10 protein-coding genes are annotated in these 12,609 nt (G+C 70.3%); 9 read left to right on the forward strand and 1 reads right to left on the reverse strand.

Annotation, left to right across the window (positions count from 1 at the left end; genetic code table 11):
- Positions 1 to 23 precede the first annotated feature (23 nt).
- The 9 genes from ftsW (at position 24) to AB0L59_RS05015 (ending at position 8,631) form a co-directional block, all read left to right on the forward strand.
- Complete coding sequence (ftsW, locus tag AB0L59_RS04975) at positions 24 to 1,391, forward strand: putative lipid II flippase FtsW (RefSeq protein WP_365579245.1); 1,368 nt, start codon at positions 24 to 26, stop codon at positions 1,389 to 1,391.
- Positions 1,392 to 1,397: 6 nt separating this feature from the next.
- Entirely contained in the window at positions 1,398 to 2,486 is a 1,089-nt protein-coding gene (murG, locus tag AB0L59_RS04980; RefSeq protein WP_365579247.1) for an undecaprenyldiphospho-muramoylpentapeptide beta-N-acetylglucosaminyltransferase, read from the forward strand.
- A gap of 26 nt (positions 2,487 to 2,512) precedes the next feature.
- A complete protein-coding gene (locus AB0L59_RS04985) occupies positions 2,513 to 3,307 on the forward strand; it encodes an FtsQ-type POTRA domain-containing protein (protein ID WP_365579249.1) in 795 nt (264 codons plus the stop codon).
- 279 nt (positions 3,308 to 3,586) lie between these two features.
- Positions 3,587 to 4,792: a cell division protein FtsZ gene (gene ftsZ / locus AB0L59_RS04990; protein ID WP_365579251.1), complete on the forward strand. Its 1,206-nt coding sequence runs from the start codon at positions 3,587 to 3,589 to the stop codon at positions 4,790 to 4,792.
- Entirely contained in the window at positions 4,789 to 5,517 is a 729-nt protein-coding gene (pgeF, locus tag AB0L59_RS04995) for a peptidoglycan editing factor PgeF (RefSeq protein WP_365579253.1), read from the forward strand. The genes ftsZ and pgeF overlap by 4 nt, the downstream gene beginning before the upstream one ends.
- A gap of 6 nt (positions 5,518 to 5,523) precedes the next feature.
- Positions 5,524 to 6,243: a YggS family pyridoxal phosphate-dependent enzyme gene (locus AB0L59_RS05000; RefSeq protein ID WP_365579255.1), complete on the forward strand. Its 720-nt coding sequence runs from the start codon at positions 5,524 to 5,526 to the stop codon at positions 6,241 to 6,243.
- A 128-nt stretch (positions 6,244 to 6,371) separates the two neighbouring features.
- Positions 6,372 to 7,013, forward strand: coding sequence for a cell division protein SepF (gene sepF, locus AB0L59_RS05005; RefSeq protein ID WP_023551436.1), 642 nt, complete (start codon positions 6,372 to 6,374; stop codon positions 7,011 to 7,013).
- 60 nt (positions 7,014 to 7,073) lie between these two features.
- A complete protein-coding gene (locus tag AB0L59_RS05010) occupies positions 7,074 to 7,361 on the forward strand; it encodes a YggT family protein (RefSeq protein ID WP_365579257.1) in 288 nt (95 codons plus the stop codon).
- A gap of 55 nt (positions 7,362 to 7,416) precedes the next feature.
- Complete coding sequence (locus AB0L59_RS05015) at positions 7,417 to 8,631, forward strand: DivIVA domain-containing protein (protein WP_365579259.1); 1,215 nt, start codon at positions 7,417 to 7,419, stop codon at positions 8,629 to 8,631.
- Positions 8,632 to 9,276: 645 nt separating this feature from the next.
- On the opposite strand, the gene ileS is transcribed toward AB0L59_RS05015, so the two are convergent.
- Entirely contained in the window at positions 9,277 to 12,420 is a 3,144-nt protein-coding gene (gene ileS / locus AB0L59_RS05020; protein ID WP_365579261.1) for an isoleucine--tRNA ligase, read from the reverse strand.
- Positions 12,421 to 12,609 lie beyond the last annotated feature (189 nt).

The following is a 12,609-nucleotide window of genomic DNA, read 5'->3' on the forward strand; positions in this document are numbered from 1 at the left end:
GTCGACGTTCAGTGGAGGCGCCGATGCCCAGTAGCCGTACCGGTGGGCCGCCCGTGCAGGGGACGCCCCGGCGTCCCCGCCCCGCCGTCTCCCGCCCCCCGCGCGAGAACCCCCTGCAACGGCTCTACAGCCGTGCGCGCAAGGCCTGGGACCGGCCGCTGACCGCCTACTACCTGATCCTCGGCGGCAGCGTGCTGATCACCGTGCTGGGGCTGGTGATGGTCTACTCGGCCTCCCAGATCACAGCGCTGCAGATGTCGCTGCCGGGGTCGTACTTCTTCCGCAAGCAGCTGCTGGCCGCCGTGATCGGCGGGGTACTGCTGTTCGTGGCCTCCCGCATGCCGGTGAAACTGCACCGCGCGCTCGCCTACCCGATCCTCGCCGCCGCCGTCTTCCTGATGGCCCTGGTGCAGGTGCCCGGGATAGGGATGGCGGTCAACGGCAACCAGAACTGGATCTCCCTCGGCGGCTCCTTCCAGATCCAGCCCAGCGAGTTCGGCAAGCTCGCCCTGGTGCTGTGGGGCGCGGACCTGATCGCCCGCAAGCAGGAGAGGAAGCTGCTGATCCAGTGGAAGCACATGCTGGTGCCGCTGGTCCCGGTCTCCTTCCTGCTGCTGGGGCTGATCATGCTGGGCGGCGACATGGGTACCGCGATCATCCTCACGGCGATCCTGTTCGGCCTGCTGTGGCTCGCGGGGGCGCCCACCCGGCTGTTCGCCGGGGTGCTGACGATCGCGACGCTGATCGGCGGGGTCCTCATCAAGGCCAGCCCCAACCGGATGGCCCGGCTCGCCTGCATCGGGGCCACCGAGCCCAAGACCGGCGTCGCCGACTGCTGGCAGGCCGTGCACGGGATCTACGCCCTGGCCTCCGGCGGACTCTTCGGCTCCGGTCTCGGTGCGAGTGTGGAAAAATGGGGGCAACTCCCGGAGGCCCACACCGACTTCATCTTCGCCGTCACCGGTGAGGAACTGGGTCTGGCGGGGACACTGTCGGTGCTCGCCCTGTTCGCGGCTCTAGGCTATGCGGGTATCCGCGTGGCCGGACGCACGGAGGACCCCTTCGTGAGGTATGCCGCGGGAGGCGTGACCACCTGGATCACCGCCCAGGCGGTGATCAACATCGGTGCGGTGCTCGGTCTGCTGCCGATCGCCGGCGTCCCCCTCCCGCTGTTCTCCTACGGAGGGTCCGCCCTGCTGCCGGCCATGTTCGCCATCGGGTTGCTGATCGCCTTCGCACGAGACGAGCCCGCTGCGCGGGCAGCGCTTGCGATGCGGCAACCTCGCTTTGGTAGAAAGCGGGCGGGAGGCTCCGGTGCCGAGCGGGGGCCTCGGAGATGGAACACGATGCGACGGCGTGCCTCGGCGGCGCGTTCGTCCGGAGAGCGGTGAATTTCGGTGCATGTCGTACTCGCCGGCGGGGGTACCGCGGGCCACATCGAGCCCGCGCTCGCCCTCGCGGACGCCCTGCGCAGGCAGGACCCGACCGTGGGGATCACGGCCCTGGGCACGGAGCGTGGCCTGGAGACCCGGCTCGTCCCGGAGCGCGGCTACGAGCTGGCGCTCATCCCGGCGGTGCCGCTGCCCCGCAAGCCCACCCCTGAGCTGATCACCGTCCCAGGCCGGCTGCGCGGCACGATCAAGGCCGCCGAGCAGATCCTGGAACGCACCAAGGCGGATGTCGTGGTGGGGTTCGGCGGTTACGTCGCCCTGCCCGGCTACCTGGCCGCCAAGCGGCTCGGCGTGCCCATCGTGATCCACGAGGCCAATGCCCGCCCGGGCCTGGCCAACAAGATCGGCTCGCGGTACGCGGCCCGGGTCGCCGTCTCCACGCCGGACAGCAAGCTGCGCGACGCCCGCTACATCGGCATCCCGCTGCGCCGCTCCATCGCCACCCTGGACCGGGCCGCCGCCCGCCCCGAGGGCCGCCACCGCTTCGGCCTCGACCCGAACCTGCCCACACTGCTGGTCTCCGGCGGCTCGCAGGGCGCCCGCCGCCTCAACGAGGTCGTCCAGCAGGTCGCCCCGTGGCTCCAGCAGGCCGGTATCCAGATCCTGCACGCGGTCGGCCCGAAGAACGAATTGCCGCAGGTGCACCAGATGCCGGGAATGCCCCCCTACATCCCGGTAAGTTACCTTGACCGGATGGACCTCGCGTACGCCGCGGCCGACATGATGCTCTGCCGCGCGGGCGCGATGACCGTCGCCGAACTCTCCGCCGTCGGGCTGCCGGCCGCCTATGTCCCGCTGCCCATCGGCAACGGCGAACAGCGGCTCAACGCCCAGCCGGTGGTGAAGGCCGGCGGCGGACTCCTCGTCGACGACGCGGAGCTCACGCCCGAGTGGGTGCAGCAGAACGTCCTGCCCGTGCTGGCCGATCCGCACCGGCTGTACGAGATGTCCCGCGCGGCAAGCGAGTTCGGCCGCCGGGACGCCGACGACCTGCTCGTCGGCATGGTGTACGAGGCGATCGCCTCGCGCCGTTAGGACCGTATGACGAAAGGGCAGTGAGCGTGGCCGGACCGACGACCGCCGAGCGCGGTGACCGCCAGCAGGAGTCGTCCGGCCCGCCGCCCGTCCGCAGGCTCAGGAGAACGCGCCTTCGTAGGATCGTCATCCTGGCGGTGGCCTGCATGCTCCTCGGGGGCGGCGGCACCTGGATGTTGTACGGCTCCGAGTGGCTGCGTGTGAAGCACGTCTCGGTGTCCGGCACGCTCGTGCTGACCCCCGCCGAGGTGCGCGACGCGGCGGCCGTGCCGGTCGGGGCGCCGATGATTTCCGTCGACACCGACGGGATCGAGGCCCGACTTCGCCGGAAATTGCCCCGAATCGACACTGTTGATGTGGTCCGGGCCTGGCCCCATGGAATCGGTCTGAAAGTGACCGAGCGCACTCCGGTTCTGCTTGTCGGAAAAGGCGGGGACTTCGTCGAAATCGACCACGAAGGTGTCCGATTCGCTACGGTTCCGCAGGCACCGAAAGGCGTTCCGACGCTGGAAATGTCCGCCTCCCGCAAGGGTTCCGGTGCGGCGAGCTTCCGGCGCTTCGGCACCGACCGGCTGGTGCGCGAGGCGGTCCTGGTCGCCGGTGACCTGCCGGCCGCCGTGGCGAGGGACACCCGGACCGTCCAAGTCCGTTCCTACGACGACATCTCGCTGGAGTTGGCCGGCGGTCGCACGGTGGCGTGGGGCAGCGGCGAGAACGGCCGCGCCAAGGCACGGACCCTCACGGCTCTCATGAAAGCAGCTCCCGGCGCGCGGCACTTCGATGTCAGCGTCCCCACCGCCCCTGCGTCATCGGGGAGTTGACGCACATCAGCGCAGGCCAGCACCCTGGGTGGGCACTGCTACGGCTGATCACATAGGGTGAAAAGAAAAACGGGAGGTTCGGCGTGTTCGTTGAACGTGCGCCACTTGTCGACTTAGTGTCCTGTTCAGAAGACTCCAGGGAACAGACACACGGGTAACCCTAAACTTCAAGGTTAGGGTTCGGGTCGGCGCTACGGACCGTCCCATTCGGCATCCGTCGTCCCGGCGCGGGGCACCGCGCAGCGGCGACAACGTAATTCGAGGCGAGAGGCCTTCGACGTGGCAGCACCGCAGAACTACCTCGCAGTCATCAAGGTCATCGGTGTCGGCGGCGGTGGTGTCAATGCCATCAACCGGATGATCGAGGTCGGTCTCAAGGGTGTCGAGTTCATCGCCATCAACACCGACGCGCAGGCGCTGTTGATGAGCGACGCCGACGTCAAGCTGGACGTCGGCCGTGAACTCACCCGCGGACTCGGCGCCGGCGCCAACCCGGCCGTGGGCCGCAAGGCCGCCGAGGACCACCGCGAGGAGATCGAGGAGGTCCTCAAGGGGGCCGACATGGTCTTCGTGACGGCCGGTGAAGGCGGCGGCACCGGCACCGGCGGCGCGCCCGTCGTGGCCAACATCGCGCGCTCGCTGGGCGCCCTGACCATCGGCGTGGTCACGCGCCCGTTCACCTTCGAGGGACGGCGCCGCGCGAACCAGGCCGAGGACGGCATCGCCGAGCTGCGCGAAGAGGTCGACACCCTCATCGTCATCCCCAACGACCGGCTGCTGTCCATCTCGGACCGCCAGGTCTCGGTCCTGGACGCCTTCAAGTCCGCCGACCAGGTCCTGCTCTCCGGTGTCCAGGGCATCACCGACCTCATCACCACGCCCGGCCTGATCAACCTCGACTTCGCCGACGTGAAGTCGGTCATGTCCGAGGCAGGTTCGGCCCTCATGGGCATCGGCTCGGCCCGCGGCGACGACCGTGCGGTGGCGGCGGCCGAGATGGCGATCTCCTCGCCGCTGCTGGAGGCCTCCATCGACGGCGCCCGCGGTGTGCTGCTCTCCATCTCCGGCGGCTCCGACCTCGGCCTGTTCGAGATCAACGAGGCAGCCCAGCTGGTCAGCGAGGCCGCCCACCCCGAGGCCAACATCATCTTCGGCGCGGTCATCGACGACGCCCTCGGCGACGAGGTCCGGGTCACCGTGATCGCGGCGGGCTTCGACGGCGGTCAGCCGCCCGCCCGCCGGGACAACGTGCTGGGCTCGGCCTCCACTTCGTCCTCCTCCCGCCGCGAGGAGCCCCCGGCGCGGCAGCCCGAGCCCAGCCGGCCGACCTTCGGCTCGCTCGGCAGCGTGACGCCGAAGGAGGAGCCGGAGCCGGCGCCCGAGCCGGTGGTGGACGTCACCGCCGCGCCGCCGATGACGCCGTCGCCGCGGAGCTACGCGGACAGCGCGGCCGAGGAACTGGACGTTCCGGACTTCCTGAAGTGATAGGACAGCGCGAGAGCGTGAGCGGCGCGCACTTCGCCTTCACCGACCGGTGGGGTGGGGTGAGCGCCGCTCCTTATGAGGAGCTCAACCTCGGCGGCGCGGTCGGCGACGACCCCGAGGCCGTACGGACCAACCGGGACATCGCCGCCAAGTCGCTCGGTCTCGATGCGGGTCGGGTCGTCTGGATGAACCAGGTGCACGGCGCCGACGTGGCCGTGGTGGACGAGCCGTGGGGAGAGCGCCCGGTGCCGGAGGTCGACGCGATCGTCACCGCCCGCCCCGGGCTCGCCCTCGCCGTGCTCACCGCCGACTGCGTGCCGGTGCTGCTGGCCGATCCCGTCGCCGGGGTCGCCGCGGCGGCGCACGCTGGCCGGCCCGGCATGGTCAAGGGCGTCGTCCCCGCCGCCGTACGGGCCATGGTCGAACTCGGCGCCGAGCCGGGCCGGATCGTCGCCCGCACCGGACCGGCCGTGTGCGGGCGCTGCTACGAGGTGCCGGAGGCGATGCGCGCCGAGGTGGCGGCCGTCGAGCCGGCGGCGCACGCTGAAACCAGCTGGGGTACGCCGGCGGTCGACGTGAGCGCCGGGGTGCACGCGCAGCTCGACCGGCTCGGGGTGCGCGACCGGGCGCAGTCACCGGCGTGCACGCTGGAGTCGGACGACCACTTCTCGTACCGCCGTGACCGCACCACCGGGCGGCTCGCGGGCTATGTGTGGCTGGACTGATGGGGCATGACGGACCGTAAGAGTCAACTCGCCGCGAATCTGGCGAATGTGGAGGAGCGCATCACCGCCGCCTGTGTGGCGGCCGGGCGCAAGCGGGAGGAGGTGACCCTGATCGTGGTCACCAAGACCTACCCGGCGAGCGATGTGCGGATCCTGTCGGAACTCGGTGTGCGTCACGTCGCCGAGAACCGTGACCAGGACGCGGCACCGAAGGCCGCCGCATGCGCGGATCTGCCGCTTAAGTGGCATTTTGTCGGCCAGTTGCAGACCAACAAGGTCCGTTCCGTGGTCGGTTACGCCGACATCGTGCAGTCCGTCGACCGTGCCCGGCTCGTCACCGCGCTCTCGAAGGAGGCGGTGCGGGCGGAGCGGGAGATCGGCTGCCTGATCCAGGTGGCCCTGGACGCGGGCGTGAACGGCCGGGGCGAGCGCGGCGGCGTCGCGCCCGGCGGAATCGAAGAGTTGGCCGACCTCGTCGGCGAGTCGCCGGGGCTGCGGCTCGACGGACTGATGACCGTCGCCCCGCTCACCGGGGCGTACGCGGGGCGTGAACAGGCGGCGTTCCAGCGGCTCATGGATTTGTCGACTGACCTGCGCCGAGCTCATCCGGCTGCAACCATGGTGTCGGCAGGGATGAGTGCGGACCTCGAACAGGCCGTGGCCGCCGGGGCGACACATGTGCGCGTCGGCACTGCGGTACTCGGAGTCCGCCCCAGGCTCGGGTAACGTCGCCAAGAAGTCGGACCACAGCAGAAAATATGGTCAATGCCTGTGAAGACGGGCACAACGACCTCGTGGATCGCGGGCACTTGGCAGTCGTCAGCCGATCCACCACAGAGCGGAGGACTCAGAGCATGGCCGGCGCGATGCGCAAGATGGCGGTCTACCTCGGCCTCGTGGAGGACGATGGGTACGACGGCCGTGGATTCGACCCCGACGACGACTTCGAGCCCGAGTTGGACCCGGAGCCCGAGCGGGATCACCGACGGCATGAATCTTCACACCAGTCGCACAGCGCACATCAGTCCCAAAGGGACGAAGAGGTGCGAATCGTGCAACCGCCCGCGCCGCGCGAGCCGGTGGCCCGTTCGACTTCGCTCGCCGCGGAATCCGGACGTCCGGCGCGAATCGCGCCCGTGGCATCCATCACACAAGAACGTCAGTCCCTCGAGAAGAACGCGCCGGTGATCATGCCCAAGGTTGTGTCCGAGCGAGAGCCTTACCGGATCACCACGCTTCACCCCCGGACCTACAACGAGGCCCGTACCATCGGGGAACACTTCCGTGAGGGCACCCCGGTGATCATGAATCTGACTGAGATGGATGACACAGACGCGAAGCGACTTGTCGACTTTGCGGCTGGTTTGGTGTTTGGTCTTCACGGCAGCATCGAGCGGGTGACGCAGAAGGTGTTCCTGTTGTCTCCTGCTAACGTCGATGTCACGGCGGAGGACAAGGCCCGCATCGCAGAGGGCGGGTTCTTCAACCAGAGCTGAGACGCACAACCGGATCGAAGTTCGGAAGAGCACGGAACAGGGGAGAGGGAAGCGCAGGCCATGAGCGTGTTCGTCACGGTGGTCCACACCGCGCTGCTGGTGTTCCTTGTCGTGCTGATCTTCCGGCTGGTCATGGATTATGTGTTCCAGTTCGCCCGCTCGTGGCAACCCGGCAAGGCGATGGTGGTCGTACTGGAGGCCACCTACACTGTCACCGATCCACCGCTGAAGCTTCTGCGGCGGTTCATCCCGCCGCTGCGTCTCGGGGGCGTGGCGCTCGACCTGTCCTTCTTCGTACTGATGATCATCGTCTACATCCTCCTGTCCGTCACGGGGAGCTTCGTGTGATGAGGGTGGACGATACGGTCTTGCCGACTGCCGATGACTACGTTGAGGTGAAGAGATGCCGTTGACCCCCGAGGACGTGCGGAACAAGCAGTTCACGACCGTCCGCCTCCGAGAAGGCTATGACGAGGACGAGGTCGATGCCTTCCTCGACGAGGTCGAAGCCGAACTGACCCGTCTGCTCCGCGAGAACGAGGACCTGCGCGCCAAGCTGGCCGCGGCGACCCGCGCGGCCGCGCAGAACCAGCAGAACATGCGCAAGGGCCCGCCGGAGCAGGACCAGCAGCAGCACCCGCAGCAGCAGGGCATGCGAGGTCCCGGCGCGCCGGTGCCCGCCGGCATATCGGGCCCGCCGCAGCAGCAGATGGGCGGCCCCATGGGTGGCCCGCCCCAGCTGCCGAGCGGCGCCCCGCAGCTGCCCGCCGGTCCGGGCGGCCAGGGCGGCCCGCAGGGTCCCGGCCCGATGGGCCAGGGTCCGATGGGTCAGGGCCCCATGGGTCAGGGTCCGATGGGCCAGGGCCAGATGGGCCAGGGTCCGATGGGCCAGGGTCCGATGGGCCAGGGTCCGATGGGTCAGGGCCCGATGGGCGGCCAGCCGCCCATGCAGCAGCAGATGGGCGGTCCGATGGGCGGCCCCATGGGCGGTCCGATGGGCGGCCCCGGTCAGGGCCCTGGTGGCGACAGCGCCGCCCGTGTCCTCTCGCTGGCCCAGCAGACCGCCGACCAGGCGATCGCCGAGGCCCGCTCCGAGGCCAACAAGATCGTCGGCGAGGCCCGCAGCCGCGCCGAGGGTCTGGAGCGTGACGCCCGTGCCAAGGCCGACGCCCTGGAGCGGGACGCGCAGGAGAAGCACCGCGTCGCGATGGGCTCCCTGGAGTCCGCCCGCGCCACGCTGGAGCGCAAGGTCGAGGACCTGCGCGGCTTCGAGCGCGAGTACCGCACGCGCCTGAAGTCGTACCTCGAGTCCCAGCTGCGCCAGCTGGAGACCCAGGCCGACGACTCCCTGGCCCCGCCGCGTACCCCGGCCACCGCGTCCCTGCCGCCGTCCCCGGCGCCCTCCATGGCCCCGGCCGGCGCGAGCGCCCCGTCCTACGGCGGCAACCAGACGATGGGCGGCAGCCCCGGTCCGTCCGCCCCGTCCTACGGCGGCCAGCAGCAGATGACCCCGGCCATGACCCAGCCCATGGCCCCGGTCCGCCCGCAGGGTCCGTCCCCGATGGGCCAGGCGCCCTCGCCGATGCGCGGGTTCCTGATCGACGAGGACGACAACTGAGCACCGGGCACTAGTACGACAACGGCGTCGGCAGCGCTCACTAGGGCGGGCTCCCTGGACTTCGGTCCCGGGGGCCCGCCCTTTTTACGCGGGTTGACGGGGTGTTCGACGGGGTGCCGTAGCGTGGCCGCCGACGAACAGAGGGACCCCGGGTCGGACGGGCAGATGTCGAGTCGATCCGGCGCTGGGAGGCCTGGGCCTCCGAGGCGCGGGCACGACGGGGCCTTCCCGTGCACGGGGGCGGGTCCCGGCCGACGCGGCGAGGGTGCTCGTGGAGTGGGCCGGGGAGCGGTGGCGGGTGGCGTCCCGGTCGGCTGGGACGCGGACTCGCGCTGCGCAGGACCCCGCGCTGCGCAAGGCGCCTTTGGGGCGTGGGGGCGAGCGGCGGGCACCCCGATCGTGTCCTTGCGCTCGAGCAGGTGGCCCTGGGCGCGATGACCGAGGCGCTGCGCGCCGTCCCCACCGCGGGCGGCTTCGTCCTCCACGGGCCCCCGGACGATTCCGAGATCGGCGTGCTGTCCGTGGCCCGGGCCGCGGGGCGACGGCGTCCGGCAGCGTGCGGCCGGACGCCAGGCCGAGCCGGCCGGGAACCGGGACGGGCCCGGCCCCCACCGGGGAGCCGGGCCCGTAACAGGCCGGTGGCGCCTACGCCTTGCGCAGGCGGAACGTCAGCGACAGGCCCTCGTCCGTGAACGGCTCGCCGTAGGTCTCGTCCGCCTCGCCCTGGGCGAAGTCGGTCGCCAGCACCTCGTCGGCGATCAGTTCGCTGTGCTCGGTCAGCGCCGCGATCACCGCGGCGTCCGTCGAGGTCCACCGCAGGGCGATCCGGTCGGCCACGTCGAGGCCGCTGTTCTTGCGGGCCTCCTGGATCAGCCGGATCGCGTCGCGGGCCAGGCCCGCCTGCCGCAGCTCCTCGGTGATCTCCAGGTCCAGGGCGACCGTGGCACCCGCGTCGGAGGCCACCGACCAGCCCTCGCGCGGGGTCTCGGTGATGATCACCTCGTCGGGGGCGAGGGCGACCGTCTCACCGTCGACCTCCACCGAGGCCGCGCCCTCACGCAGGGCGAGCGACAGCGCCGCCGCGTCCGCGTGCGCGATGGCCTTCGCCACGTCCTGCACCCGCTTGCCGAACCGCTTGCCCAGCGCACGGAAGTTGGCCTTGGCGGTGGTGTCCACCAGGGACCCGCCGACCTCGGACAGCGACGCCAGCGAGGAGACGTTCAGTTCCTCGGTGATCTGGGTGTGCAGTTCCCGGTCCAGGGACTCGAAGCCGGTCGCGGCGATGAGCGCGCGGGACAGCGGCTGGCGCGTCTTGACGCCCGACTCCGCACGCGTGGCACGGCCCAGCTCCACCAGCCGGCGGACCAGGACCATCTGCCGGGACAGCTCCGGGTCGATGGCCGACAGGTCGGCCTCCGGCCAGGTGGCGAGGTGGACGGACTCCGGGGCACCCGGGCTGACCGGCACGATCAGGTCCTGCCACACCCGCTCGGTGATGAACGGGGTGATCGGTGCCATCAGCTTCGTGACCGTCTCCAGCACCTCGTGGAGCGTGCGCAGCGCGGCCTTGTCGCCCTGCCAGAAACGGCGGCGGGAGCGGCGGACGTACCAGTTGGACAGATCGTCGACGAACGCGGAGAGCAGCTTGCCGGCGCGCTGGGTGTCGTACGCCTCCAGGGACTGCGTCACCTGGTCGGTCAGCGCGTGCAGCTCGGACAGCAGCCAGCGGTCCAGCAGCGGGCGGTCGGCCGGGGCCGGATCCGCGGCGCCGGGGGCCCACTCGGACGTACGGGCGTACAGCGCCTGGAAGGCGACCGTGTTCCAGTACGTCAGCAGGGTCTTGCGGACGACCTCCTGGATGGTGCCGTGACCGACCCGGCGGGCCGCCCAGGGGGAGCCGCCGGCGGCCATGAACCAGCGCACCGCGTCCGCGCCGTGCTGGTCCATGAGCGGGATCGGCTGCAGGATGTTGCCTAGGTGCTTGGACATCTTCCGGCCGTCCTCGGCGAGGATGTGGCCCAGGCAGACGACGTTCTCGTACGACGACTTGTCGAAGACGAGCGTGCCGACGGCCATCAGCGTGTAGAACCAGCCGCGGGTCTGGTCGATCGCCTCGGAGATGAACTGCGCCGGGTACCGGCTCTCGAACAGCTCCTTGTTCTTGTACGGGTAGCCCCACTGCGCGAACGGCATCGAACCCGAGTCGTACCAGGCGTCGATGACCTCGGGCACGCGCGTGGCCGTCGTGCCGCAGCCCTCGTGCGGGCAGGCGAAGGTGACCTCGTCGATGTAGGGGCGGTGCGGGTCCAGGTTCGACTGGTCGGTGCCGGACAGCTCGGTCAGCTCCGCGCGGGAGCCGACGCAGGTCAGGTGGCCCTCCTCGCAGCGCCAGATGGGCAGCGGGGTGCCCCAGTATCGGTTGCGGGACAGCGCCCAGTCGATGTTGTTGTTGAGCCAGTCGCCGTACCGGCCGTGCTTGACCGTGTCAGGGAACCAGTTGGTCTTCTCGTTCTCCTGGATCAGGCGGTCCTTGACCGCCGTCGTGCGGATGTACCAGGAAGGCTGCGCGTAGTAGAGCAGCGCGGTGTGGCAGCGCCAGCAGTGCGGGTAGCTGTGTTCGTACGGCAGGTGCTTGAAGAGGAGGCCGCGCTGCGACAGGTCCTCGGTGAGTTTTTCGTCCGCCTTCTTGAAGAAGACGCCGCCGACCAGGGGGACGTCCTCCTCGAAGGTGCCGTCCGGGCGGACCGGGTTGACCACGGGCAGGCCGTAGGCGCGGCAGACCTTGAGGTCGTCCTCACCGAATGCGGGGGACTGGTGGACCAGGCCCGTACCGTCCTCGGTGGTGACGTAGTCGGCGTTCACCACGTAGTGCGCCGGAGCCGGGAACTCCACGAGCCCGAACGGACGCTGGTACGTCCAGCGCTCCATCTCGGCGCCGGTGAAGGTCTGGCCCGTGGTCTCCCAGCCCTCGCCGAGCGCCTTGGTGACGAGCGGCTCGGCGACGACGAGCTTCTCCTCGCCGTCGGTCGCGACGACGTAGGTGACCTCCGGGTGCGCGGCGACCGCCGTGTTGGACACCAGGGTCCAAGGGGTCGTCGTCCACACCAGGAGCGCGGCCTCGCCGGCGAGCGGACCGGAGGTGAGCGGGAAACGGACGTACACGGAGGGGTCGACGACCGTCTCGTAGCCCTGCGCCAGCTCGTGGTCGGACAGGCCGGTGCCGCAGCGCGGGCACCAGGGGGCGACCCGGTGGTCCTGGACCAGCAGGCCCTTGGTGAAGATCTCCTTCAGCGACCACCAGACCGACTCCACGTACTCGGGGTCCATGGTCCGGTAGGCGTCGTCCAGGTCGACCCAGTAGCCCATGCGGGTCGTCAGCTCGGCGAAGGCGTCGGTGTGCCGGGTCACCGACTCGCGGCACTTGGCGTTGAACTCGGCGATGCCGTACGCCTCGATGTCCTGCTTGCCGGAGAAGCCCAGCTCCTTCTCGACGGCCAGCTCCACGGGCAGGCCGTGGCAGTCCCAGCCGGCCTTGCGGGCCACGTGGTGGCCGCGCATGGTGCGGAAGCGGGGGAAGACGTCCTTGAAGACGCGCGCCTCGATGTGGTGGGCGCCGGGCATGCCGTTGGCGGTGGGCGGGCCCTCGTAGAACACCCATTCCGGGCGGCCCTCGGACTGCTCCAGGCTCTTGGCGAAGATCTTCTGGTCGCGCCAGAAGTCGAGCACCGCGTGCTCAAGAGCGGGCAGGTCGACCTGTGCGGGCACCTGGCGGTACGTCGGCGCTGTCATCTGCGAGCATCCTCCAACGGACTTGCTGCCTTCCGTCGGAGGGACGAGAGCCTTGGATCCTGCCTACGCCGTGTGCGGCGCGCTCCCGCGGTACCACCCTCCTTGGCCCTCCGTCGCGCCGTACGCGCCGGTGAGCCCCCTCATTGGGGTCGCGAGGCCGGTTCTACTCGCCGTCGCTCTTCGGCTGCG

Source organism: Streptomyces sp. NPDC052109 (genome assembly GCF_040680195.1).
Lineage (GTDB): Bacteria > Actinomycetota > Actinomycetes > Streptomycetales > Streptomycetaceae > Streptomyces.

What these genes read in the sequence shown, in the direction of transcription:
- ileS (WP_365579261.1), bottom strand. Translation starts at nt 12,420, where the DNA reads ATGACAGCGCCGACGTACCGCCAGGTGCCCGCACAGGTCGACCTGCCC.
- sepF (WP_023551436.1), top strand. Translation starts at nt 6,372, where the DNA reads ATGGCCGGCGCGATGCGCAAGATGGCGGTCTACCTCGGCCTCGTGGAG.
- ftsW (WP_365579245.1), top strand. Translation starts at nt 24, where the DNA reads ATGCCCAGTAGCCGTACCGGTGGGCCGCCCGTGCAGGGGACGCCCCGG.
- AB0L59_RS05000 (WP_365579255.1), top strand. Translation starts at nt 5,524, where the DNA reads ATGACGGACCGTAAGAGTCAACTCGCCGCGAATCTGGCGAATGTGGAG.
- AB0L59_RS05015 (WP_365579259.1), top strand. Translation starts at nt 7,417, where the DNA reads ATGCCGTTGACCCCCGAGGACGTGCGGAACAAGCAGTTCACGACCGTC.
- AB0L59_RS05010 (WP_365579257.1), top strand. Translation starts at nt 7,074, where the DNA reads ATGAGCGTGTTCGTCACGGTGGTCCACACCGCGCTGCTGGTGTTCCTT.